General features: G+C 61.2%; 18 protein-coding genes. 13 read left to right on the top strand and 5 right to left on the bottom strand.

The features are described from left to right. Nucleotides 1-79: 79 nt before the first annotated feature. The gene (locus F8N85_RS04690; protein ID WP_150802515.1) at nucleotides 80-1,102 is read right to left on the bottom strand and encodes an AraC family transcriptional regulator; all 1,023 of its coding nucleotides are present in this window, start codon (nucleotides 1,100-1,102) and stop codon (nucleotides 80-82) included. A 122-nt stretch (nucleotides 1,103-1,224) separates the two neighbouring features. On the opposite strand from F8N85_RS04690, the gene F8N85_RS04695 reads away from it, so the two are divergent. Continuing rightward, nucleotides 1,225-1,626 (top strand): carboxymuconolactone decarboxylase family protein, encoded by a 402-nt coding sequence (locus tag F8N85_RS04695; RefSeq protein ID WP_150802516.1) that lies wholly within the window; start codon nucleotides 1,225-1,227, stop codon nucleotides 1,624-1,626. 440 nt (nucleotides 1,627-2,066) lie between these two features. Here F8N85_RS04695 and F8N85_RS04700 read toward each other — a convergent pair whose 3' ends face one another. The 4 genes from F8N85_RS04700 to F8N85_RS04715 all read right to left on the bottom strand — a co-directional run bounded on the left by F8N85_RS04700 (nucleotide 2,067) and on the right by F8N85_RS04715 (nucleotide 6,630). Next, nucleotides 2,067-3,764, bottom strand: a complete 1,698-nt coding sequence (locus F8N85_RS04700; RefSeq protein ID WP_150802517.1) for an AMP-binding protein — start codon at nucleotides 3,762-3,764, stop codon at nucleotides 2,067-2,069. 19 nt (nucleotides 3,765-3,783) lie between these two features. Next, on the bottom strand, nucleotides 3,784-4,110 hold the full coding sequence (locus F8N85_RS04705) for a Rieske (2Fe-2S) protein (RefSeq protein WP_150802518.1): 327 nt from the start codon (nucleotides 4,108-4,110) through the stop codon (nucleotides 3,784-3,786). A 64-nt stretch (nucleotides 4,111-4,174) separates the two neighbouring features. Then, entirely contained in the window at nucleotides 4,175-5,461 is a 1,287-nt protein-coding gene (locus F8N85_RS04710; protein ID WP_150802519.1) for an MFS transporter, read from the bottom strand. A gap of 113 nt (nucleotides 5,462-5,574) precedes the next feature. Next, entirely contained in the window at nucleotides 5,575-6,630 is a 1,056-nt protein-coding gene (locus F8N85_RS04715) for a 3-keto-5-aminohexanoate cleavage protein (protein ID WP_150802520.1), read from the bottom strand. Nucleotides 6,631-6,873: 243 nt separating this feature from the next. Here F8N85_RS04715 and F8N85_RS04720 point away from each other — a divergent pair, with 243 nt between their 5' ends. From F8N85_RS04720 to F8N85_RS04775, 12 genes are all read left to right on the top strand, one after another. Then, nucleotides 6,874-7,896: an AraC family transcriptional regulator gene (locus tag F8N85_RS04720; protein WP_150802521.1), complete on the top strand. Its 1,023-nt coding sequence runs from the start codon at nucleotides 6,874-6,876 to the stop codon at nucleotides 7,894-7,896. 79 nt (nucleotides 7,897-7,975) lie between these two features. Then, on the top strand, nucleotides 7,976-8,800 hold the full coding sequence (locus tag F8N85_RS04725) for an SDR family NAD(P)-dependent oxidoreductase (protein ID WP_150802522.1): 825 nt from the start codon (nucleotides 7,976-7,978) through the stop codon (nucleotides 8,798-8,800). Nucleotides 8,801-9,055: 255 nt separating this feature from the next. Continuing rightward, nucleotides 9,056-10,960, top strand: a complete 1,905-nt coding sequence (locus tag F8N85_RS04730; protein WP_150802523.1) for a DUF1302 domain-containing protein — start codon at nucleotides 9,056-9,058, stop codon at nucleotides 10,958-10,960. Between the two features lie 36 nt (nucleotides 10,961-10,996). Beyond that, a complete protein-coding gene (locus tag F8N85_RS04735; protein WP_150802524.1) occupies nucleotides 10,997-12,355 on the top strand; it encodes a DUF1329 domain-containing protein in 1,359 nt (452 codons plus the stop codon). A gap of 102 nt (nucleotides 12,356-12,457) precedes the next feature. Then, a complete protein-coding gene (locus tag F8N85_RS04740; protein ID WP_150802525.1) occupies nucleotides 12,458-13,537 on the top strand; it encodes a WD40/YVTN/BNR-like repeat-containing protein in 1,080 nt (359 codons plus the stop codon). A gap of 22 nt (nucleotides 13,538-13,559) precedes the next feature. Further along, nucleotides 13,560-16,076 carry an efflux RND transporter permease subunit gene (locus F8N85_RS04745; protein ID WP_150802526.1) on the top strand — a complete coding sequence of 839 codons (2,517 nt, stop codon included), beginning with the start codon at nucleotides 13,560-13,562 and terminating at the stop codon, nucleotides 16,074-16,076. Then, on the top strand, nucleotides 16,073-17,083 hold the full coding sequence (locus tag F8N85_RS04750; RefSeq protein ID WP_150802527.1) for a YeiH family protein: 1,011 nt from the start codon (nucleotides 16,073-16,075) through the stop codon (nucleotides 17,081-17,083). The genes F8N85_RS04745 and F8N85_RS04750 overlap by 4 nt, the downstream gene beginning before the upstream one ends. Nucleotides 17,084-17,401: 318 nt before the next feature. Further along, nucleotides 17,402-19,180, top strand: a complete 1,779-nt coding sequence (locus F8N85_RS04755) for an acyl-CoA dehydrogenase C-terminal domain-containing protein (protein WP_150802709.1) — start codon at nucleotides 17,402-17,404, stop codon at nucleotides 19,178-19,180. A 96-nt stretch (nucleotides 19,181-19,276) separates the two neighbouring features. Beyond that, nucleotides 19,277-19,540, top strand: coding sequence for a hypothetical protein (locus F8N85_RS04760; RefSeq protein ID WP_150802528.1), 264 nt, complete (start codon nucleotides 19,277-19,279; stop codon nucleotides 19,538-19,540). 97 nt (nucleotides 19,541-19,637) lie between these two features. Beyond that, nucleotides 19,638-21,353 (top strand): HAMP domain-containing sensor histidine kinase, encoded by a 1,716-nt coding sequence (locus F8N85_RS04765; RefSeq protein ID WP_150802529.1) that lies wholly within the window; start codon nucleotides 19,638-19,640, stop codon nucleotides 21,351-21,353. A 7-nt stretch (nucleotides 21,354-21,360) separates the two neighbouring features. Then, complete coding sequence (locus F8N85_RS04770) at nucleotides 21,361-22,710, top strand: sigma-54-dependent transcriptional regulator (protein ID WP_150802530.1); 1,350 nt, start codon at nucleotides 21,361-21,363, stop codon at nucleotides 22,708-22,710. 372 nt (nucleotides 22,711-23,082) lie between these two features. Then, nucleotides 23,083-24,414: an ABC transporter substrate-binding protein gene (locus F8N85_RS04775; protein WP_150802531.1), complete on the top strand. Its 1,332-nt coding sequence runs from the start codon at nucleotides 23,083-23,085 to the stop codon at nucleotides 24,412-24,414. Nucleotides 24,415-24,443: the final 29 nt, after the last annotated feature.

Raw genomic sequence — 24,443 nt, forward strand, 5'->3', positions numbered from 1 at the left:
AATGTATTACCGGCTTCCAAAGGGTAGTCCAATTTAATGATCGCAAGGACGGTGCTGGCCAGGCCTCGGACAGCTTTGCCTATGCCGATCCGCTCGATAGAACACCTTGAGTCTGACCCGCTCTCCAGGTCGATGGACTGCAATCGAAGTGCCGGTTGAACCAGCGGGAGAAGGCGCTCAGCTCGGAAAAACCCAGAACGTCGGCAATCTCGCTCAAGGGATGATGGGGGTTTGCCAGGTAACGCGTCGTCAGTTCCCTGCGCACCTGATCCAGCAGCGAAGAAAACGTCTCGCCTTCGCGCGTCAGCTGCCGATGCAGCGTGCGTCTGTCACGCCCCAGGTGGGCCGCCACCTGCTCCACCGAGCAGCGTCCAGTGGGCAACAGCATCCAGATGATCTGGTGCACCTGCTCCAGCAGGGCTGTCCTGGAACCTTCGAGGATACTTTTCAGGTACTGATGAACGTAGCGGGCCATTTCTGAATCGGCGCTCGGCAGGGCTCTGTCGAGATCGTTGCTGCGGCAGACGATGCCGTCCATCAAGCAGTTGAACTGTACCGAGGTGCCAAACACACGATGGTGCCGACTGCTGTCCAGCGCAGCGCAGTGACGGAAACAGACGACTGAAGGATGCCAGTGGTTGCCCATCAAGCTCCTCAGCAGTCGGTCGGTAACCGCCACCGCCAACTCCACCGACTGGCGCACAGACAGGTGATTGACCGTCACCAGCTCCAGTCGTAGAACCGCTACGCCGCCATTCTCCTCGATCTCCAGCACCAAACCCTGATTGTGCAGATAGAGAAACTCCCGTAACGCCTCCAGGGCTGAACGGAGGGTGGGTTCGCGCCATAACTGCGCCAGGGGCCCGAGATTGGAGAGTTTGCGACTTTCCGCCATGCGCAGGCCGAAATCTTCCACGCCAGCCTCGCGCGCCGAATTGTCCAGCAACCGTGCCACTGCTTCGATGGAGATTTTCAGGTCCGGCTGCAGCAAGCAGCGCGGATCAAGGCCGACGAGGCGTAATTGCCGCAAGGGGTCAACGTTCAACGAGCGGGCAATTTCCGCGTAGTTGGTGAGGCTGGCACTTCGAACAAGACCTTTCATTGAAAATTTACCCCTACGTTGTACTGGTCCCGAGAAATCATGCCAATGCCCCGTACAGTCAATACAGATGGCATCGGTACGCTTAGAGTTGACATCAACCACTGACCCTCGAGGACCTGCAGATGAATGAAAACCAGACCAAACCTGACACCCCTACCTGTGATGCCATGCGTGATGCTGGCAACTGGAATGGCGCCTGGGACTCGCTGGCCGAGCTGGACGCCGAGTGGACGGAAAAGTTTCTCGGCATGGCCACACACCCGATACGCAAGGGGATTCTGGATCCCAAGACCTTCGAACTGATCGCCATCGCCGTCGATGCCTCCTGCACTCATCTGTATGCCCCGGGCGTGCGTCGCCACATCCGCAAGGCACTGGAACTTGGCGTCAGCGTCGAGGAAATACTGGCGGTGCTGCAACTGACCTCGATACTGGGCATCCACAGCATGGCGCTGGGCGCCCCGATACTCATCGAGGAAGCGCAGAAGCTGGCCGCCGATGGCCCGGTTCAAGGCACCTACTGAATTCATCACGACACCCTCTGCTCGGATAGCGAAGGCCGGACCGGCCTTCGCAGACCCACGGTTTACTTTCCTCAATGCTGCAACGCGAACAGCATCACCGGCGTGCCTGGTGCTCGCAAGCCGTTGCGGCAGTTAATCGACTCTAGTGCGATGGCTGCCTACGCACTTCTCATTTGATGCCAAGCACTTTTCATTTGATGCCAAATGCCGCCGGTGCCATTAGCCGAAGGTGGCTTGAGGCTGTACCAAATGAGCGTTAGCTGGCATGTAATGCACCCGTATGGCCGGGGAATGGGGGAGTGAGTTGGCCAACCTCGGCGAGGTCCGCCACCTCAATCCGGCATCCCGTTTGCGAATGGCACCAGACCGAGGCCGAGGCCTTCATTCGCCAATGGGATGACCGGGACGAGCAGGGCGCTACGGACCTGTCGTAGCGCCGCTCAAACGGCCATTGTCGTTTCAGTCGAACTGCCCGAGTTTGCGAGTGCGCGCAAGTCTTTGCGCAATATCTTGCCCACCGTGGACTTGGGCAATGCATCGAGGAACAACACCTGGCGGGGCACTTTGTAGGCCACAAGGTGCGCGCGGCAGTGCTCGATCAGTTTGGCTTCGTCGAGCGTGGCATCGGCGGCCTTGACCACGTACAGGCACACGGATTCACCACTGCGCTCATCCGGCATACCGATCACGGCGCACTCGCTGACACCTGTGCAACTGGCGACAACGACCTCCACCTCGTTGGGGTAGACGTTGAAGCCCGAGACAATGATCATGTCCTTTTTGCGATCGACGATCTTGAGCAAGCCATCGGCGGCAAAGATGCCGATGTCGCCGGTGCGAAAGTAACCATCGGCGGTAAACGCATTGGCATTGGCGGTTGGCTTTTGCCAGTAACCGGACATTACCTGCGGCCCCTTGGCGCAAATTTCTCCGGCCTCGCCGAGCGCGGCCGGTTGATCATCGTCCTTGAGCAGCACGATGTCAGTCGAAGGCAAAGGCAACCCAACCGCCGCAGAGAAATTGCGCCGTCCCATGACGTTCAGGCACAGGATCGCCGACGTCTCGGAGAGGCCATAACCTTCAAGGATTTCCTGGCCGGTGATGTTCTTCCACTGCGCCGAAGTTGCCGGCAGCACCGCGGCACCACCACCAATGGCCAGGCGCAGGCGCGAGAAATCCACTTCGCCGATCCGCGGATGGCGCACCAGCGCGCCGTACAGGGTATTGACCCCCGTCAGCAGCGTCGGCCGGGCCCTGATCAGCGTGTCGACCAGATCATCACTGTTACGCGCATCGGGGATCAGCCAATTCTTGGCCCCGGCCGAAAAGCCGATCAGCAGATTGATCGTCAGGGCGAACACGTGGAACAGCGGTAGCGCTGTGACCACGACGTTGTCACCGTCGGTGTCGAACATGTCAGGGAGAAACGCACGCGCCTGCAGGATGTTGGCGATCAGGTTGCGGTGTGACAGGGCGGCACCTTTTGAGGGGCCAGTGGTACCGCCGGTGTATTGCAGGAAGAGCAAGTCATCGCCCGTCAGTTCGACCGGCGTAAACGGCAGCGTGCCGCCCTCGCGCAAGGCATCGAGGAAGCGTGTCAACGGCAGGTCAGGCGATGACTGGATGTCGATGTCGGGCACGGCCACCGGCTCGCCCAGCGTGTCGCCGGGTTGTACCGCGATGACTGTTCTGATCGATGTGCGGTTCAGTATCGCTTCCAGTGTCGGGAGGGCACTGGCGACGATGACGATGGTCTCGACCCCAGCGTCGTTAAGCTGGTGTTCGAGTTCCTGCGCCGTGTACGTCGGGTTGACATTGACCTGGGCTGCGCCGGCTCGGAGGATGCCGAACATCGCCACGGGAAATGCCGGAATATTGGGCAGCATGACCGCGATCCGATCTCCGCGACGCACGCCCAGGTGCTGCAGCCAGGCGGCAAATGCGCATGACTGCCTATCGACATCGGCATAACTGAGTGAGCGCCCGAAGCAGCGAAATGCTGTTTTGCTGGCATAACGCTGCATGGCAGCTTGCGCCATCGCCACGACCGAAGGCCAGGCATCGGGGTTGATGTCAGTCGGTACGCGGGCGTCGTAACCCTGTTGCCAATGACGGGTGGTGGTGAATGATGTGGTCATGATCAACCTGCTTTTGACGTTATTGTTGGTGGGTGATTGGAACGGGCAGAGTGATACGGACGCGGCCCGCGACGACCTCGACGGGGTAGGCGCGCACGGTCATGCCGCCACCGCGCATGCAGCCGGTGGCGAGATCAAAGCGCAGGCCGTGGGCGGGACATTGCACCAGGCGTCCGTCGAGTTTGCCGAACAACAGCGAGGCGCCGCTGTGCGGACAGCTATCGTCGATGGCGTAAATCTGGCCATCGACATTGAACAAGGCGATATCGACGCCGTCGGACTGCACGCGAGCGCGCTTGCCGATGCTCAGATCGACCGAGACGGGTACATCCAGGGTGTGCGTCATGACGTGGCCTCGCAGAGGGTGGAGGAAGTTTCGATGGCGGCTTTCACCTGCCATGGCGCCCGTCTCAGGCACATGGCTGAGGACTTACGCGCTCAAGATCAGTGCGATAATTGCGGACCCCCACCATCAGCGCCAATGCGGCTGCAACGCCTGCCAATGGCAGCAGTTGCAGCGCCGAGGCCAGGCCAATGCGGTCGGCGAGCAAGCCGGTGACGAAGGGTCCCGGCGCCATGCCCAGCAGATTGTTGGCAATTGCCAGGGTGGCCATTGCGGTGCTGTGCAGCGCGGGCGGCGTCAGGTCGGCGACCATGGTGCCGGAGGGGCCGACGATGCCGCCGCCGAAGAACATGGCCAGGCCGATCAAGGCCAGTTGTTCGATGCCCACCGGCAGTTGAAAGGCCACGGTCAACAGAGCACTGCAGAGCAGGCAGTAGCCCATGGTCAACCTGATTTTGCGGGTTGGCGAACCCTGGCACAGCCGGTCGGCAACGGCGCCACACAGTGGCATGCCGACCGCAGTGCAGAGCATGAAGATCGCGGCGACTGCACCGGCCTGGGTGAGCGGCATGTCGTAGAAGCGATTCAGGTAGCTGGGCAGCCAGGTCAGCAGGGCGCCGATGGTGAACAACTGCAGGCCACTGCCGATATAGACGCTCAGCACCGAAGACGTCGAAAACAGGCTACGCAGGGGGGGATGGGCCCTGGTCTTGCTCGAACCCGCGTTCCGGCAAGGCGATTCGATGCGGCCAGGCCTGACCACCAGCGCGTAGACCACTGTCAGTGCCATGCCATAGACCGCCATGCCAATAAAGGATGCACGCCAGCCGAAATGGGTGGCGAGGACTCCGCCCAGGCTGATGCCCAGCACGGAACCCACCATGCTCCCGGCCAGGAAGGCGCCGGTGACCGTAGACCGTTGTTGCGGCGGGAAGATGCTCAGCACCACGGCCAGACCGACGCTGCCATAGGCCGCCTCGCCAACGCCGATGAAGAAACGCGCCACGAACATCTCTTGATAGTTGGAGGCGAATCCACAGATCAGCGTGGCCACGCTCCAGATAGCGGCCATGAGGATGAGACTGCGCACGCGACCCCAGCGATCAGCCACCAACGACAGCGGAAACGCCAGCACGCCGACGGCAATGGCGACGACGCTGGACAGCGCGCCCAGCTCGGAATCGGAGAGGCCCCACTCGGCCTTGAGCTGCGGGAAAACGACCGTCAACACTTGCCGCGACATGAAGTCTGACAGCAGCAGGCCGAAGGTCAGGGCGAAGACCACCCAGGCGTAGGGTCGGGCGATACGTCGCCAGGTGTCACCGCGTACTTCTATCGGGGCATGCAAAGTCATGAAGACTCTCCTCTCGTTACGGCCGCGTTCATTGCGCAGCTCTTGTAAATTGGGTGCAGCGATACGTGCGGAGCGCGCTCATGTACAGGGCACGCGCACTCCGCAAGTTGGACTCAGCCGTGTTGCGTAAAACCTTTCTGGGCGGGCTTGCGGTTCGGCGCAAAGCCGTTCTGGGCCAGCGTTTCATCGGCGTCCTTGTAGAACGTGCCGATCTTGTAGATCTCGCGGGCTTCTTTGCCGTTGGCCACTTCGCGACCCATTTCCCTGGAAATGCGCACCAGTTGCTCGATCTGCTCGACATTGCTCATCTTGCGATCACGGCCTTGCGTCCAGAGGTTGTCCTCGGTGCCGCAACGCACATGCATGCCCATGGCAATCGCCATGACGTTCAGCGGCAAGACATTGAGCATGGCGGTTTCCAGGGTCAGCACGGCGCCGTCCGGGCAGGCACGCACGAAGTTCGCCAGGTTGTAGAGGTTGGGGGCGTCGGAGCCACCACCAATCGCCACCCAGGTCAGGATCAACGGCACATTGCAGACGCCGCGGCGCATCATGCGCTCGACCGTTTCGAACGAGGGGATGTTGCCCAGCTGGAATTGCGTCTGGATGCCACTGGCCGAGAGACGCTTGATATGTTCCTCGACCCACTCCGGGCCGGCCGGAATGGTCATCTCGCGGTAGGCGCGATAGATCTCCGGCGTGGCAATGCTGGTGCCGGCGAGATCGGCTTCGCACATCTGCTCGACGATGTTCATCTGGTTGCTGTTGATGGCAATCGTCACCTGGTCGGGCGCCGGCGAGAGCTCGGCGAGCATGTGGCGGGTGTCATCGGAGAGCCATTTGGCGACGTCGCTATCACCCTCCGGGGCGAAGGAAATCGAGCCGCCGACCTGGATGATCATGTCCGGTACTGCTTCGCGGACGCCGGCGATCAGTTCATTGAACTTGGACAGTCGCTTGGAGCCCTTGCCATCCAGCTCGCGGACATGCAGGTGCAGCACAGTGGCGCCGGCGTTATAGCAGTCGACTGCCATCTGCACCTGCTCTGCCATGGTGACCGGAATGTCTTCCGGGAAGTCCGAAGGCATCCACTCGGGAGCGTAGGGCGCAACGGTGATGACCAGCTTCTGTTGATTTTCGGGGTGCAGGGATCCGTCGAGAAAGTTCATGCATGTCTCCAATCTGTTGTTGTTTTGTGCTTTCAGGATGTCGTTGTCGGTGGTGCATGGCGGGTACTTTGGGGCCGCCGATAGATGAAAACTTCTCATCACGTGCCAAAAACCTTTCAATACGTGTCAGTACCTGCGAGCTTTTTGTGTAGGTGCGCTCGTTGCGTGAGTTGTCAATCGGTGCCATATAATCGAATGCAGGCTTCGCCGAAGAATGCAGTCGACATCACTGGAGGAGGTGCGATGGAAGCGTTTGTACGGGCGGCAACCCTCAAGAACTACACAGAGGTTGCCCAGAGCCTTGGTCTGAATTCGGGCGAGATGCTGCGTGGCGTCGGCCTGACTCCCGTCATGCTCAACGACCCGGAATGCATGCTGCCGCTGGAGGCGGCGCTCAAGCTGCTGGAGGACTCTGCGGCTCGCTCATCCTGCGCGACCTTTGGCCTGCGCATGGCAGAGGCCCGACGACTCTCGGATCTCGGTGCCATCAGCTTGCTGTTCAGTCATCAGCGCACACTGCGCGACATGCTGCTCACCAGCATCGAGTATCGGCACCTGCTCAACCGAACGCTGGCGATGAACCTGGAAACGGCGGGAAACACGGTGCTGATCCGCGATGAAATCATGGCCGAGGCGGGCGTACCCAAGCGTCAAGCCGCGGAACTTGCAATCGGTATCCTGCACCGCACCTGCAAATCGCTTATGGGTAACCACTGGCATCCGCGCAGCATTCATTTCAGCCATGAAGCCCCGGCAAGCCTGCAGGACTACACGCGATTCTTTCGTTGCCGGGTGGTGTTCGACGCCGAGTTCGATGGCATCGTCTGTAATGCCGCGGATATCGATCAACTCAATCCGCAAGCCGACCCGGCGATGGCTGGCTACGCTCGCCAGTTCATGGACTCGATGGCCGGAGCCGGCGAGCACTCGGTGATTTTCGATGTGCGCAAGGCCATCTATTTGTTGATGCCGGTCGGGCGCGCCACCATCCATCAGGTCGCCTATGCCAAGGGCGTCAGCGTGCGAACCCTGCAACGTGAGCTCGATGAGGTCGGCCTGACCTTTTCCGAGCTGCTCAACGCTGTACGTCGCGAACTGGCGTTGCGTTACATGGAAAACAAGAATTATTCCCTGCAGCGTGTGGGCATGATGATCGGTTATGCGGTTCCGACTTCGTTTACTCGCTGGTTTTGCGCTGAATTCGGTTGTTCGCCACGGGAATGGCGAAACCGCAGCAAACAGGTTGGCAGCGATTTGTCCGTTTGACAGGTCGATGTCCCGCCAGGTCAAGGCGGATGCCCGCGGCTCGGTGACACTTCGTCCTCCCCAAGACGGAATGTTCCCCATGAAAATGAACGGTCGAGTTGCCTTGATTACCGGCGGCGCAGGTGGGTTAGGCCAAGCCATCGCCCTGCGCATGGCCAGCGAAGGCGCCTGTGTGGTCATTTGCGATATCAACGAAGAGGCGCTTGAGGCCACGCGTGCCATGATCGAAGATCTCGGCGCGCAGTGCCTGGCGCTGCGTTGCGATGTCTCGTCGAGCACTGAAGTGAACGCCATGTTCGACCAAATCGACGCGCGTTTCGGCACCCTGCATATCCTGGTCAACAATGCCGCTTTGGTGCCGGATAAACCCCATGATGACGAGCGACGCAAGCGTCATTACGCGCTGGTGACCCAGCCGTTGCCCCGTCAGTCGCTGGAAATCACCCGCAACATGGACGATGCGGAATGGAAGCGCTTCTGGGCGGTGAACGTCGACGGCGTGTTCTATTGCACCCGCGCCGCCTTGCAGCGCATGGAGCCACAGGGCTACGGCAAGGTCATCAACATCGCCAGCATTGCCGGTATTTCCGCCATGGGGGCGCATAGCCCGCACTACTCAGCAGCCAAAGGCGCGGTGGTTGCCTTCACCCGCGCGGTGGCCTACGAGGTGGCCGGCGCCAATGTGCAGGTCAATGCAATCTGCCCTGGTGGCGTACAGACTCCGGCCTTCGAGCGTTACCTCGATCAACAATCGCCTGAGCAACTCAGCGTGTTCAAACAGGTTATGCCGCTGGGGCGTTTGGGTAAGGCCGAGGAATACGCGGCGCTGGTATCCCATCTGGCTTCTGATGAGTGCTACCTGGTCGGCTCGATCATCAACGCCGGTGGCGGTACCTACATCTGAGGTTTTTCGGGACGGCCTGTCGGACGTCCCGAAATGTCAAACCGATGCCCCGCAAAGTCAATCCGGATCGCAGCGTTGCTCTTAAAGTGAGCTCCGGGACCAGCGCTTACCACCCGTAGCATGAATCCCCTGATACCCGTCGTAGCCGCAAGGCTGGAGCAAGTCCCTGACCTGGTCGGCTACCGAGGCCAAGACAGCGCAGAAAGCCGTGCCTGACGTCAAGCCACAACAACAATAATTTAGGTGCATCACTTAATGAAGAGTCGCAACCTCCTGTCCGCACGGCGCCAATTGCTCGCCACGGCTATCCTGGCCACGAGCCTGCCGGCCGCCCATGCCTTCGAACTGGACACAGGTAGCGAAGACTGGTCCGTCCGTTTCGACAACACCGTCAAGTACAACTATGGCGTGCGTACCGAGAGTGCCGACAAGCGCCTCCTGGGTACACCCAATAGCAACGACGGTGACTACAACTTCCGCAAGGCCGGCACCAACATCACCAACCGTGTCGATCTGCTGTCCGAGCTGGATGTGGTCTACCAAAGCAAGGCGGGCTTTCGTGTCAGCACCGCGAGCTGGTACGACAAGGCTTATGAAAATACCGGCTCGAACTCCAACCCGTTCGTCAACGGCAACGATGATTTTTCGTCGATTTCCGGGTTTGGCGGGCGCCCGGCAGCGCCTGCCATTTTCGGCAGCCCGCACCTGAGCAACTATGCCCAGCGTTACTACAACGGCCCGTCTGGTGAAGTCCTCGATGCCTTCGTGTTCTACAACACCACAATTGGCGACGACTCCCTGCTCAATATCAAGGCCGGCCAGCACAATGTGTTCTGGGGCGAGACGGTACTCAATCCGGTGCATTCGCTGAGCTACGGTCAATCAGGCCTCGACCTTGCCAAGGCGGCCGCGTCGCCCGGTACCGAAGCCAAGGAACTGTTCGTTCCGCGCAATCAGCTTTCAACCACCTTCACCCTCAGCCCCGAACTGACCTTCGGCGCTCAGTATTTCCTTGATTGGGATGGCGCGCGCTTGCCTGAGGCCGGTACCTACTACAGTGGGTCCGACGTGCTGGGCTTCGGCGCTCAGTCGTTTCTCCTGGGGCATACAGGCGGTGCGGGTCTGGCGGGTCCGAACGGCACCCTGACCACCGTGCGTCGTGGCGATGACTTCACCCCGGACAATCGGGGTGACTGGGGCCTGATGGCCAAATGGTCGCCAGAGTGGCTGGACGGCACATTGAGCGCCTACTACCGCAGGACCTCGGACATTCTCCCGCAAGCCGTTCTGGACACTCGAGGCCTGACCAGTGTTGGCGGGGTAGCAGGGCTACGGAACTCGATCGGCACCACCTCCTATAAATTCGCTTATGGCGATGACATCGATATCTATGGTCTCAGTCTGTCCAAGGACGTGGGCGGTGTCAGCGTCGGCAGCGATTTGAACATTCACCACAATATGCCGCTGGCCAGCATTCCGGCGATCATCAGTGCCCCAGGCCCCGGTGGGTTGCAGGCCGGTCTTGGCTTGCTCCCTGCGCGTAGTCCGGGTACCGGCGTGATCACCGATGTGCCACGCGACGGCGACAGTCTGGCCGCCACTGGCGACACGTTGCACTGGACCATCAATGGCCTGGTCGCTATCGCCGACACCCCGCTGTTCGATTCCGCCACCCTGTTGGGCGAGCTGTATTACAGCAATCTGTTGAGCCTCGATAGCAAAAACAAGGCGCTCTACAAGGGCGAAGACACCTATCGCGGCATCGACAAGCCTACCCGTGACAACTGGGGCATCGCCGTCAACTTCACACCGACCTGGTACCAGGTATTTCCCGGTGTGGACCTGAGCGCACCGATGTCGGTCAACCTCGGTATCGACGGCGTTTCGCCTGTGGTAGCGGGCGGGGCGGAAGATACCGGCACCTACGCCGTCGGGGTCAGCGCTGCTATCTACAACCAGTACTACGTTGACCTCAAGTACGTCGATGCCTTCGGCGAAACCACCAAATGTGACGACGGCGCAACCGATGGTTCAACCCCTAACGCCCTGGATGGCACGCAGCGTTACACCTGCTACGGGGGCGGATATGCGTCCGTCTCCGGCGCCGGTGCCACCGAGGATCGGGGAGCCCTTTACCTGACCCTGAAAACCACCTTCTGATCTACACAATGCCAACACCCGCAGGAGAACAATAAGATGAAATTCGCCTATACCCTGATAGCCGCCTCCATGGCCCTGGGCCTCGCGGGGCCGTCCCACGCGGCCGTCGACGCCACCGAAGCCGCCAAACTGGGCAACCAATTGACTCAGATCGGCGCCGAGAAAGCCGGTAATGCCGACGGTTCCATTCCCGCTTACCAGGGCGGCTTGACCACCCCGCCAGCCGGCTTCAAGGCGGGCGACCGAGTGCGCCCCGATCCGTTCGCTGCTGAAAAACCGCTGCTGGTGATCGATGGCAAGAACGTCGACAAGTACAAGGGGCAGCTGACCGCGGTGACCGCCGAGCTGGCCAAGCGTTATCCCAGCTTCCGCATCGAGGTATACCCGACTCACCGTACCGCCGCGCTGCCTAAAGGTGTGCTGGACAACACGGTAAAAAATGCCACCGTGGCTCGTTCGACCGAGGGCGGCAATTCCATCGAAAATGCGCTGCCAGGCATTCCATTTCCGATCCCGAAGACCGGCGCCGAGGCTATCTGGAACCATTTGCTGCGCTACCAGGGCGTCAACATCCAGAGCAAGTACGACAACTGGAACGTCGATTCCGCCGGTGTAGCCAGCCTGGCCACGACCGGCAGCGCGCAGATCAACTATGCCGCCTATGACGACCTGTCCAAACCGCTCGCGGCCGCGGACACCTATTACCAGATCAAGCTGGCCTTCACCGGTCCGGCCCGGCGTGCCGGTGAGGCTGTGCTGGTGCGCGATGCGGTCAACCCGCTGGAGCAACCGCGCCGTGGCTGGCAATACCTGCCGGGGCAGCGCCGCGTGAAGCTGGCGCCGAGCCTGGCCTACGATACGCCTAACCCGGGCAGCGCTGGCGCCTCTACCTGGGACGATGCTTTCGTCTTCAACGGTGCGCTGGACCGCTATGACTGGAAGCTGGTCGGCAAGCAGGAAGTGATCGTTCCGTACAACACCTACCGTGTGACTTATCAGAACGATTTGAAGCCGATGATGACCCCGAACCACTTGGCGCCCGAGTTCGTTCGCTGGGAAAAACATCGCGTGTGGGTGGTCGAGGCGACCCTCAAGCCGGGAGCTCGTCACATTTACGCCAAGCGCCGTTTCTATCTGGATGAGGACAGCTGGGTTGCTCTGGCATCCGACCAATACGATGCAAACGGCCAGTTGTACCGCGGCGTCTACACCTTCCTCAGCCAAAGCTATGACCAACAGGTGCCGGATGCCTCGCCTTATCTGAGCTACGACCTGATCGGCGGCACCTACAGCGCCGTCGGCTTCCCAGGCCCATACGGCGGCATCAAGTACAGCGAGGCGCTGAGCAAGACCCAGTGGGCACCGGAATCGCTGGCGGGTGCCGGTATCCGCTAATTGCCTCGTCGCCACTCTCTGCTGCCCGATGTGTGATCGGACAGTTTTTGCGCCGGGTTGTGCTTGCGTGCAAACCGGCGCCTTTTGCCATGAGGGCGCGCTATGTGCTCCTACAATAAGAAAATCGTGCAGCTGGCGCTGGTCGTGATGCTGACGCTGCACAGCGTCGTTCAGGCGGCCAGCTTTGTTGACGTGCTGGATTTGCCGGCCAAGCCGAGCGCCTTGGCAATGCGCAGCCCGTTACTGGGTCTGACCCATGCGGGGCAGCGTCTGGTTGCTGTGGGCCAGCGTGGCCACATTCTGTATTCCGACGATAACGGCAAGCGTTGGCAGCAGGCGGTTGTGCCTGTCAGCAGCGACCTCAATGCCGTGTATTTTCCAACCGCCAGGCAAGGCTGGGCGGTAGGCAACGATGGTGTGGTGTTGCACAGCAGCGATGCCGGCGCGACCTGGAGCAAGCAGCTCGATGGCCGCCAAATCGGCGATTTGATGCTCAAGCATTACACCGCCCTGGCGATGGCCGAGCCGGACAATGAACAATGGGCCGGGCTGGCCGCCGAAGGTCAGCGACTGGCTGAGGAGGGCGCCGACAAGCCGTTTCTCGACGTCTGGTTCGCCAACGACAAGCTCGGTTATGTGGTCGGGATGTTCAACCTGATCCTGCGCACCGAGGATGGCGGCCGCAGCTGGGCACCGTTCCAGGATCGCACCGACAACCCGCAGAACTTTCACCTGAATGCCATCGCTTCGACGGGCGATGCGCTGTACATCGCTGGAGAGCAGGGCCTGGTGCTGAAATGGGACGATTCGCACCAGCGTTTCGCCGCCCTGAATACACCGTATCAGGGCAGCTATTTCGGCATCGTCGGGCAACCTGGCGAGGTGCTCGTCTATGGACTGCGTGGGCATGTCTTGCGCAGTACCGATGGCGGCGCCAATTGGACTCGGCTCGACAGCGGTCTGCAAGTCAGCGTTAGCGCCGCGCTCCTCGATAGCCGCGGGCACTACCGGCTGTTCACCCAGGCCGGGCACATGCTGCTGACCGATGAAAGCAACAAACAATTGCAGCTGGCTGCGCAAACCGGCCAGTCACCGGTAGCCGGCGCGACCCTGGCGTCCGACGGCGCGCTGGTGCTGGTCGGCAGCCGTGGCGTCCGCGCGCTGCCCATCGAACAACAATAAGAATTAGAGTGAGTACCCTGACATGGGCAATTTGACGCAAGACACCATGCCGGTGATCCGCGAGCTGTCGGACTTTGATCGGCGCTCCGGCAATTTGCTGGAACGGCTGGTGTTCAACCATCGTCCACTGTTCATGCTGCTCATGACGCTGGTCACTGTGGTGCTGGGTTATATGGCGGTGACTCGCCTGGAACTGCGTCCCAGCTTTGAGAAAATGATTCCGCAGAGCCAGCCGTACATCCAGAACTATCTCGAGAACCGCAAGTCGCTGCGCGGCCTGGGCAACACAGTGCGCGTGGTGGTGGAAAACACCCAGGGCGACATCTTCGATCCGGAATACCTGGCTGTCCTCAAACAGGTCAATGATGAACTGTTCCTCACCGAAGGCGTCGACCGTGCCTGGATGAAGTCGCTGTGGAGCCCGACCGTGCGCTGGACCGAAGTGACCGAGGAAGGCTTCCAGGGCGGTCCGGTGATGCCTGACGCTTATCAGGGCGATGCGGCCGGCATCGAGCAGTTGCGACAGAACATCAACCGCGCCGGCATCGTCGGCAGCCTGGTGGCCAGTGACTACAAGTCGAGCATGTTGATCGTGCCGCTGTTGGACAAGGCTTCGGCCACCGGCCAGAGCCTCGACTACCACACATTCTCCCGGCTGCTCGAGGAGCGCTTGCGCGACAAGATCGAGTACGGCGGTGACAGCGCCGCGCGCAAGGCCGCAGAGGAGGGCGAGGGCAAGTACAAGGTACGGGTGATCGGTTTCGCCAAGCTGATGGGCGACCTGATCGATGGCCTGATCCAGGTGATGATGTTCTTCGGCCTGGCGGTGATCACTTCGCTGGTGATCATCTTCCTCTACACCCGTTGTGCGCGCAGCACGCTGCTGGTGGTCGGCTGTTCGCTGATCGCGGTGGTCTGGCAACTGGGCATTGTCGCCTGGCTGGGTTATGCCATCGATCCGTACTCGGTGCTGGTACCGTTCCTGATCTTCGCCATCGGCGTGTCCCATGCGGCGCAGAAGATGAACGGCATCATGCAGGACATCGCTCGCGGCACCCACAGGCTGATTGCCGCACGCTACACCTTCCGCCGGTTGTTCATCGCCGGGGTCACCGCATTGCTGGCCGATGCGGTAGGCTTTGCCGTGCTGATGCTGATCGATATTCCGGTGATCCAGGACCTGGCGATTACCGCCAGTATCGGCGTGGCGGTGTTGATCTTCACCTCGTTGCTGCTGATGCCGGTGGCGCTGTCCTACATCGGTGTAGGGCGCAAGGCCGCCGAGCGTGCATTGAAGATTGACACCCGCGCCGCCGAGCATCGTGGCTTTGGCAAACTGTGGGATATGCTCGACCGTTTCACCACCCGCAAGTGGGCCACTGGCACCGTGCTGGTGGCGGTGCTGCTGGGGATCGGCGGTTTTGTGGTCAGCCTGCAACTGAAAATCGGTGACCTCGACAGCGGGGCGCCGGAGTTGCGCGCGGATTCACGCTACAACCGTGACAACGCCTACATCACCAGCCACTACGCACTGTCCAGCGACCTGTTCGCGGTGATGATCAAGACCCCGGCCGAAGGCTGCCTGAACTACCAGACCCTGGTACTGGCCGACCGCCTGGCCTGGGAGCTGCAACAGCACCCGGGGGTACAGGCCACCGTGTCACTGGTCAATGCCGTCCGCCAGATCACCGCCGGCACCTACGAGGGCAACCCCAAGCTCAACAACATCCAGCGCAACCAGAACGTGTTGAACTACGCGGCGCAGCAGGCCTCGGTCAATGCCCCGGAACTGTTCAATACCGATTGCTCGCTGATGCCGGTGATCGCCTTCCTCAAGGATCACAAGGCCGAGACCCTGGACGCCATGGTGGCCATCGCCGACCAGTTCGCCCGGGAAAACAGCAGCGACGATCGCCAGTTCCTGCTGGCCGCCGGCAGCGCGGGCATCGAGGCGGCGACCAACATCGTGGTACGCGAGGCCAACCGCACCATGCTGCTGTACGTCTACCTGGCAGTGACGCTGTTCTGCCTGATCACCTTCCGCAGCTGGCGGGCGACGCTGGTGGCGCTGCTGCCGCTGGTGCTGACCTCAATCCTCTGCGAGGCGTTGATGGTGGCCATGGGCATCGGCGTGAAGGTCGCGACCCTGCCGGTCATCGCGCTGGGCGTCGGGATCGGCGTGGACTATGCGTTGTACCTGCTCAGCGTGCAGCTGCAGTACCAACGCCAGGGCATGTCGCTGGCGGAGGCCTACCGCAATGCCGTGGCGTTCACCGGGCGAGTGGTGGGCCTGGTGGGGATTACCCTGGCGGCCGGGGTGGTCTGCTGGATCTGGTCACCGATCAAGTTCCAGGCCGACATGGGGATCCTGCTGACCTTCATGTTCCTGTGGAACATGCTCGGCGCGCTGATCCTGATTCCGGCGCTGTCGTATTTCCTGTTGAACGACAAACTGCGCAACAAGCAAACCGTCACGCTGCCTGCAGACCCTGACCCGCAACAGCAAGCTGACGCTGTTGCCGAGGAGTGCGCCCGATGAGCAGCATCGCGCTTGCCAGTGTCCAGAGTCGCGCGCGCGAGCTGGCGCCGGGCTTTGTCGTCAGTTTGATCGTTGCCGCCGCGGCGACCTTCCTTTCCGAGCATTACGGTGCGCCAGTGATGCTGTTCGCTCTGTTGCTCGGCATGTGCCTGAACTTTCTCGCCGCCGACGGCAAGTGCAAGGCCGGCATCGAGTTCACTGCGCGCAACGTGCTGCGCATCGGTGTGGCCTTGCTGGGTATGCGCATCACGCTTGAGCAGATTGCCGCTCTGGGCTGGAAACCAGTGGTACTGGTGGTGATCGTGGTGGTGGCGACCATTGGGGTCTCGGTGGTTGCGGCCAGGCTCCTGGGTTTCAAACGCATCTTCGGCCTGCTCACCGGCGGTGCCACGGCTATCTGCGGCGCTTCGGCGGCACTGGCACTGGCCGCCGCATTGCCCAACGACCCGCAAAAAGAGCGCGCCACCCTGTTCACTGTGATCGGCGTCTCGGCGCTGTCCACCCTGGCGATGATCCTCTATCCGATGATCGCCAACTGGGCGGCGCTGTCGCCGCAGGAGGCCGGGGTGTTCCTCGGTGCCACCATCCACGACGTGGCCCAGGTGGTCGGCGCTGGCTACAGCATGTCCACCGAGACCGGAGATACCGCCACCGTGGTCAAGCTGATGCGTGTGGCCATGCTCCTGCCGGTGATCATCTGCGCGGCCATGGTCACCCGCATACAGGGAGCCGATCCGACCGGCAAGCGACCGCCGCTGCTACCGATGTTCGCCGTCGGCTTCCTGATCCTTGCCTGCGTCAACAGTACCGGCTGGGTGCCACAGCTGATCCAGACCGGGGTCAATGAGCTGTCGCGCTGGTGCCTGGTGATTGCCATCAGCGCGCTGGGCATGAAGACCCAGCTCAAGGAGCTGGCCGCGGTCGGTATCAAGCCGATCCTGTTGATGATCGGCGAAACCGTATTCCTGGCAGCACTGGTGCTGCTGTTACTGCACTGGAGCCGCTGACTGCCGACCCGCCGCGCATGCGATTGCCGGTGGGTGTTTGCTGTCAGTGCGCTGCCCGGGATTTGAGAACAAGACAAAGAGAATCACCGGTCGATCTGCTCAGCGCAACCGGTACCCTGTTCAAGTCCGTGGGCAAGACGCCCCGCCCTTGTACGCCGTGCCGGGCTGTTACGTATTGGAGCGTTGAGACTACCGCTTGATCAGCACCCGGCCAGTTGTCCCGCAAGGTCAAGGCATGGTCCCTGAGCATCCCTATCATATTGCCCATAACAAAACCCGAAATGGGCGATACCCCAACACCCTCCGAGCGATTTCATGATGGCTGACTACAAAGCTCCCCTGCGCGATATGCGCTTCGTTCTCAATGAAGTGTTCGAAGTCTCCAAACTGTGGGCCCAACTGCCGGCCCTGGCCGAAGTGGTGGACGAAGACACCGCCAGCGCGGTCCTCGAAGAAGCCGGCAAACTTATCGCGGGGACCATCGCGCCGCTGAACCGTAGCGGCGACGAAGAAGGCTGCTCCTGGATCGACGGCGCGGTGAAGACCCCGACTGGCTTCCCCGAGGCCTACCAGACCTACGCCGAAGGTGGCTGGGCCAGTGTCGGTGGTGACCCACTGTTCGGTGGCATGGGCATGCCCAAGGTGATTTCTGCCCAGGTCGAGGAAATGCTCAACTCGGCCAACCTGTCGTTCGCCCTGTACTCGATGCTGACCGCCGGCGCGTGCTTGTCGATCAACGCTCATGCCAGCGAAGAATTGAAAGAGAAGTACCTGCCGAACCTGTACGCCGGTGTCTGGGCCGGTTCCATGTGCCTGACCGAGCCGCACGCTGGTACTGACCTGGGGATCATTCGCACCAAGGCCCAAGGGCAGGCCGATGGCAGCTACAAGATCAGCGGCACCAAGATCTTCATTACCGGCGGCGAACACGACCTGACCGAGAACATCATCCATCTGGTATTGGCCAAACTGCCGGATGCACCGGCCGGCCCGAAAGGTATTTCGCTGTTCCTGGTGCCGAAGTTCATGGTCAACGCCGATGGCCGCCTCGGTGCGCGTAACCCTTTGAGCTGCGGTTCGATTGAACACAAGATGGGCATCCAGGGGGCCGCGACCTGCGTGATGAACTTCGACGAGGCTGTGGGTTATCTGGTTGGCGAGCCGAACAACGGCCTGGCGGCGATGTTCACCATGATGAACTACGAGCGCCTGGGCGTTGGTATTCAAGGCCTGGCTACCGGCGAGCGTTCTTACCAGAACGCCGTCGAATACGCCCGTGACCGTCTGCAAAGCCGCTCACCGACCGGTGCGCAAAACAAGGACAAGGTCGCCGACCCGATCATCGTCCACCCGGACGTGCGTCGCATGTTACTGACCATGAAAGCCTCGAACGAAGGTGGTCGTGCCTTCTCGACTTACGTGGCCATGCAACTGGACACCGCCAAATTCAGCGAAGACGCCACCACCCGCAAACGTGCAGAAGATCTGGTGGCCTTGCTGACCCCGGTGGCCAAGGCTTTCCTGACCGACCTGGGTCTGGAAACCACGGTGCACGGCCAGCAGGTTTTCGGTGGTCACGGTTACATCCGTGAATGGGGTCAGGAGCAGCTGATTCGCGACTGCCGTATTACCCAGATTTATGAAGGCACCAACGGTATCCAGGCACTCGACCTGGTGGGTCGCAAAGTGATTGGCAGCGGCGGGGCGCTCTATAACCACTTCGCCGAAGAGATCAAAGCGTTCATCGAATGCGCCGACACTTCGCTGGCAGAGTTCACCGAGCCGCTGAAAGCTGCCATCGTCAACCTGGAGCAAATGACGGCAGATCTGTTGAAGCGTGCCAAATCCAACCCGAATGAAATCGGTGCGGCTTCGGTCGAATACCTGCACGTATTTGGCTATACCGCCTACGCCTACATGTGGGCCCTGATGGCGCGTACCGCGCTGGCCAAGCAGGACCAGGACGTCTTCTACAAGACCAAGCTGGGCACCGCGCGCTTCTTCTTCGCACGCCTGCTGCCGCGGATCCAATCGCTGACCGCTTCGGTCAAGGCGGGTAGCGAAAGCTTGTACTTGCTGGACGCCGCTGAATTCTGAGCCTTGGGCGAGCACCCTCTGGATGTAATCAAGGCCCGGAACCCGCCCGATAACACATTAATAACGGTCAACAATCCCTTGATGGGTGTGAAAAACATGGAAATCTACTTTTTCCAGGACATTAGTCCTGTCCAGTTTTTTGAAACAAAAGCCGCGCTGTACAAGCACCACGCGATCTACTTCCCCGACCCGCAGTTGGCCGAAGAAAATCCCAAGTCTTTCGCTTCCCTGCGTGCAAGTGGGCCACACGGCAGGGCTGAAACCTTGGTCACAAGCGATCAGGCGACGACTGCCCAGAATGAGTATGACGCCAGTTATGGTCGGTATTTCTCCAACCTCTTCGAGCGTCCTACGGCATGAAGCGAGCGCTTTGATCTCTAAAATGGCTTAGTCATGGACAGATACAAGTCGTCGTCCCTATGCTGGCGGCGACTTTAGAAAAACAATCAAAAAAGCCATGAACCGCACTGCTTACTTCTACGGGCTACGCAAGTGGCTCGCGCGGCCACACCGCAGCCTGGTGGCGCGCTATACCTTGCTGTCCGTATTGGTGATGGGCATTGCCCTCATCACGCTGGCGGTGCTCTATGAGCAATTGGCCAAGGATTTGCTCAATCGCCTGACCGGTGAACGTCTGGACGCCCAGGCGCTGTCCACGGCTAACCGCTTGTCGTCGTTTCTCGATGACCGTTTCTACCAGCTCTCGGCATTGTCCAATCACCCGAACATGCCGGGGTTTATCGCCGATCAGTCTGGCCCTGGCAGTGACGTGGACTCATTGCTCAAGCTCGAAGCGGACTTACCGTTCCTCTATGGCGTGCTGTTTTTCGATGAGCACGACCGCTTGATCAATGTGCTGCCGGGGCAAGCCGCCTCCGGCGAGCCCTATTGGACCAACACTCATTGGTCCATCGCCGGTCTGCCGATCCAGTGGGTGGGTGACATCGAGGTGATTGGGCCATTGCTGGCCGAACCCGGGCGCTCTGGTGGCTTTTTGATCCGCAAGACGATCCGCAATGGCCGCACCGATCACCGCGTGCGTATCGCCTTGCACCTGCGCCTTGCTTCGCTGACCGAGCTGCTGGTCAGTGCCGGGATGAGCGGGGTGGTTGCGCCATTGTTGCGGGTGCCGAGCGGTGCCTTTATCGACCCCACCGGGCGCGCGGTCGAGGCGCCTGAGCAGTGGCGTGATGGCCCGCAGATCATTCCCGGCTGGCAACTGGTGTTCAGTGTGCAGCCGGGGGCTATCCTCAAGCCGTTGAACGATGCGCGCTGGTGGTTGTACTGGGTGGCCGCCGGTTTTATCGGGTTTATCCTCATTGTATTTTTTACCCTGTCCCGGCAGCTGCGTTCGCGAGTCAGCACCTTGTTGCAGGGCGCTCATCAGTTGTCCATGGGCGACCTGAGTTATCGCCTGGCCGAACAGCCCCGTGACGACGAAATCAGCCATGTGGCGCGGGCATTCAACGTGATGGCCGCGCGTCTGGCCGACGTGCTGGAAAACACCGTGCGCACGGAAAACCTGGCGGTATTGGGGACTTTTGCCACAGGCGTGGCCCATGAGGTGCGCAATCCCCTGGCGACCATGAAAACCACGGTGCAAGCCTTGCTGCGTCGAGAGGAGGAGCCCGAACGACGCCACTTGCTGACCGACCTGGGCAAGGAGATCGACCGCCTGTCCCACGTCACCAGCGATCTGCTGGAATACGGCAGGCCGCACCCGGCTCAACCCGAGGTGGTGGCCGTGGCGCCGGTGTTCGAGCAGATCGCCCGGCTGGTTGCGCCGGACGACCTGCAATTGCTGTGCGAGACAGAATCCGGCTTGCAGTTGTACGTCGACCCGGACCAGATCCGCCAGATACTGCTCAACCTGTGTTTGAATGCCTTCCAGGCCTGCGACAACCAACGCCCCGTGCGCCTGTGTGCCCAGGCGTGGGGTGGGCAAGTGCGGGTCATGGTCATTGACCAGGGTTGCGGTATCTGCGAGGCGGACTTGCAACGCATCCGCCAACCGTTTTTTACCTCCAAGGCGCGGGGCACCGGGCTGGGGCTGAGCATCAGTCAGCAACTGCTGGAAGCCAACGGTGCGCGCATGGACATTATCAGCACGCTTGGCGTAGGGACTCAGGTGATCCTGGACTTCCCCGCGCCCCCAGGGAACGAGGCGAAGTAAACCACCGATGTCTGACATTCACGTTTTGATCGTTGATGACGAAGAGGCGCTGGTGCGCTCCCTCAGCTATGCCCTGCGCGGCGAAGGCATGCGCATCAGCACGGCCGGCAGCGGCGAGGCGGCGCTGGAATTGCTGGCGGGGAACACCACCGACATCGACATCGTGCTGCTTGATCTCGGGCTGCCGGGCATCGATGGCATGGCCACTTTGGACGGTTTACGCCAGCGTCACGCACAACTGCCGGTGATCATGATTTCCGCTCACGGCGACACCCGTGCCGCCGTACAGGCGGTGAAAAGCGGCGCCACCGACTACCTGACCAAACCTTTCGAACTGGATGACCTGCTGGCGACCATCACCAGCACCCTGTCGCTGGCCAACCACGAAGAGCCCACAGTGGCGGTCAGCGATGAACTGGCCGCCTGGCTGCTTGGGCATAGCCCGGCGATGGGCGCCTTGCACGCAGCGGTGGGGCGCATTGCCCGTAGTTCCGCGACGCGGATTTTGCTGCTGGGCGAATCCGGCACCGGCAAGACCTTGGTCGCCCAGGCCCTGCACAACCATAGCGGGCGGGGCGGGCGTCCGTTTATCGAGGTCAACTGCGCGGCGTTGCCGGAGCAATTGATTGAGGCCGAGTTGTTTGGCTCGGAAAAGGGCGCGTATACCGGTGCCCACCAGAAGCGTGCCGGGCTGGTCAGTCAGGCGAATGGCGGGACCCTGTTCCTCGATGAGATCGGCGAACTGCCGTTGGCGCTGCAAGCCAAGCTCCTGCATTTTCTGGAGAACGGCAGTTACCGTGCCGTGGGTGCCAGTGCCGCGAGCAGCGCTGATGTGCGGGTAGTCGCGGCGACCAATCGGGATCTGGCCGATGACGTGCAATCGGGGCGGTTTCGCGAAGACCTGTTCTATCGCCTGAACGTTATCACCCTGGATATTCCGGCACTGCGCGAACGCGGTGAAGACGTGCTGTTGCTGGCCCAGTATTTTGCCCGGCGCCAGGCCGTGGAGGAGGGGGTAGAACCGATCCGCTTCCTGCCGGACAGCGCCCAGGCATTGGCCCGTCACCGCTGGCCCGGGAACGTACGCGAGCTGAAGAACCTGGTAGAACGCCTGACCATTCTTTCGCCGGGGCAGGCGATCACCGTGGCGATGCTGCCAGCGCCGCTGCAAGGCCCGCAGGTCGAGCCGCTGGTGCTGGGCGAGCAACTGGAGCGCGCCGAGCGTGATCTGGTCACCGATGCCCTGAGCCGCGCATCGGGCCATAAAGGCCTGGCAGCGGGGCTGTTGGGTATTTCCCGGCACGCGCTCAAGCGTCGCCTGCAACGCCTGGGGCTGGATCGCTCTACTGAGCGGTAACCGCTCAACACCGCGCGCAGGTTGAGCGCTAACCGCTCAACCACGCCGTAAATCCCTGTGGGAGCGAGCTTGCTCGCGATTGCGGTCTGTCATTTCAGATGAGCTGACGGATCCACCGCCATCGCGGGCAAGCCCGCTCCCACAGTTGGTCCGTTGTGTTAGCCAGATTTTGTAGCCACAGGAAATCCCTTGTGGGAGCAGGCTTGCCCGCGATTGCGGTCTAGTCGGTTCAGACGAGCTGACGGATCCACCGCCATCGCGGGCAAGCGCGCTCCCACAGGGAATCTGTCCGCGCCAGCATCCTGGCACACCCTTTGCTCTATCCCTCTGGCTAACTAACAAGAGGCGTTGCCAACGCCCTAAAGGATTTCTATGTCACTGCCACGTCCATGGTTTCATTGCGCGCTCGCATTGGGCGGTCTGCTGCTGAGCGTTGTTGCCTCAGCCCAGGTCGGCCGCGTGGAGTTGGGCGCGGCCGCCTCCCTGGCGGACCTGACCATGGGTTGCCTGTACCCGATGACCGAGCGCGCAGCGATCTACGGCCAGGACAGCATCGCCGGGATTCAGATCGCCCTAGGCGAGTTGCAGGCCCAGCGCGAGGCCGGCCAGCAAGTGCCGCGGCTGCGGGTGATTATCGACGACGACCAGTCCAAGGCTTCCTACGGCGTAGGCCTTGCTAAAAACTTTATCCACCAGGACGGTGTGCAAGTGCTGTGCGGCATGGTCTCGTCCGGCGTGGGCCTGGCGGTCAGCCAGTTGGCCAAGCGCGAAAAGGTGCTGATGATCGGCACCGACCATGCGTCCTCGCGCATGACCCTGGAAAACGGCCACCCGTACTACTTTCGGGTCACCAATGACACCTGGACCTCGATGGCCGCCGGTGCCCGCTACCTGCAAGCCCTGCAACAACAAACCGGCTGGAAACGCCTGGCGTTCATCGGCCCGGATTACGAATACGGCCATGTGTCCCGTGATGACTTGCACGAAGCCTTTGACCAACTGGGGGTCAAGTTCGAGGACGTCACCGAGCTCTGGCCACGCCTGTATGAGCCTGACTATTCGGCCTATATCGCCGCTCTGGAACAAGCCAGGCCCGACATCATTGTCTCGGCCCTGTGGGGCGGTGACTTCCACGCCTTCGTCAAGCAGGCGGCCGGCACCCAATTGTTCGCCACCTCGCGCCTGGCCAACTTCGACACCGGTGGCAACTACGATTTCCTGGTGTCCCTGGGCGACAAAGCACCGCCCGGGCTGATCCTCTCGGCGCGGCACCACAACAACTGGCCGGACACGCCGCGCAATCGCTCCTTTGTCGAGCGCTTCCAGGCCTTGAACGGTCGCTACCCGACCTACGCCGCCCAAGGCGCCTATACCGGGGTCATGGTGCTGGCCAAAGCCTACGAAAAAGCGGCGGGCAGCACCGACACCCAGGCGTTGATCCGCGCCCTGGAAGGTTTGGAGATCGCCCTGCCGGAAGACCCACCCGGGTTTGTCTCGCGGATCGACCCACACACCCACCAGATCCAGCAGACCCAGGCCATCGGCACACCGGTACTCGACAACGACTACCCGCCCGCCAAGGTCATGCTGGGCAATTGGGCGGTGTATTCCGCCCAGGAACTGCAGCAAAGCAGTGCCACCCTCCAGCGTCGCATGGCCGCTGAAAAACCCGACTCGAAAAACAGCCGTCCCGAGAGTCCTTAGTCAACTCATCAATCGACAGTGGAAGCACA

Origin of the sequence: Pseudomonas fluorescens, from assembly GCF_902497875.1 — a bacterium.
Classification (GTDB): domain Bacteria; phylum Pseudomonadota; class Gammaproteobacteria; order Pseudomonadales; family Pseudomonadaceae; genus Aquipseudomonas; species Aquipseudomonas fluorescens_BR.

Coding starts and splice junctions, on each gene's coding strand:
- F8N85_RS04715 (WP_150802520.1), bottom strand. CDS start 6,630: ATGAACTTTCTCGACGGATCCCTGCACCCCGAAAATCAACAGAAGCTG.
- F8N85_RS04730 (WP_150802523.1), top strand. CDS start 9,056: ATGAAGAGTCGCAACCTCCTGTCCGCACGGCGCCAATTGCTCGCCACG.
- F8N85_RS04745 (WP_150802526.1), top strand. CDS start 13,560: ATGGGCAATTTGACGCAAGACACCATGCCGGTGATCCGCGAGCTGTCG.
- F8N85_RS04705 (WP_150802518.1), bottom strand. CDS start 4,110: ATGACGCACACCCTGGATGTACCCGTCTCGGTCGATCTGAGCATCGGC.
- F8N85_RS04710 (WP_150802519.1), bottom strand. CDS start 5,461: ATGACTTTGCATGCCCCGATAGAAGTACGCGGTGACACCTGGCGACGT.
- F8N85_RS04765 (WP_150802529.1), top strand. CDS start 19,638: ATGAACCGCACTGCTTACTTCTACGGGCTACGCAAGTGGCTCGCGCGG.
- F8N85_RS04735 (WP_150802524.1), top strand. CDS start 10,997: ATGAAATTCGCCTATACCCTGATAGCCGCCTCCATGGCCCTGGGCCTC.
- F8N85_RS04740 (WP_150802525.1), top strand. CDS start 12,458: ATGTGCTCCTACAATAAGAAAATCGTGCAGCTGGCGCTGGTCGTGATG.
- F8N85_RS04770 (WP_150802530.1), top strand. CDS start 21,361: ATGTCTGACATTCACGTTTTGATCGTTGATGACGAAGAGGCGCTGGTG.
- F8N85_RS04695 (WP_150802516.1), top strand. CDS start 1,225: ATGAATGAAAACCAGACCAAACCTGACACCCCTACCTGTGATGCCATG.
- F8N85_RS04690 (WP_150802515.1), bottom strand. CDS start 1,102: ATGAAAGGTCTTGTTCGAAGTGCCAGCCTCACCAACTACGCGGAAATT.
- F8N85_RS04700 (WP_150802517.1), bottom strand. CDS start 3,764: ATGACCACATCATTCACCACCACCCGTCATTGGCAACAGGGTTACGAC.
- F8N85_RS04755 (WP_150802709.1), top strand. CDS start 17,402: ATGGCTGACTACAAAGCTCCCCTGCGCGATATGCGCTTCGTTCTCAAT.
- F8N85_RS04725 (WP_150802522.1), top strand. CDS start 7,976: ATGAAAATGAACGGTCGAGTTGCCTTGATTACCGGCGGCGCAGGTGGG.
- F8N85_RS04750 (WP_150802527.1), top strand. CDS start 16,073: ATGAGCAGCATCGCGCTTGCCAGTGTCCAGAGTCGCGCGCGCGAGCTG.
- F8N85_RS04775 (WP_150802531.1), top strand. CDS start 23,083: ATGTCACTGCCACGTCCATGGTTTCATTGCGCGCTCGCATTGGGCGGT.
- F8N85_RS04720 (WP_150802521.1), top strand. CDS start 6,874: ATGGAAGCGTTTGTACGGGCGGCAACCCTCAAGAACTACACAGAGGTT.
- F8N85_RS04760 (WP_150802528.1), top strand. CDS start 19,277: ATGGAAATCTACTTTTTCCAGGACATTAGTCCTGTCCAGTTTTTTGAA.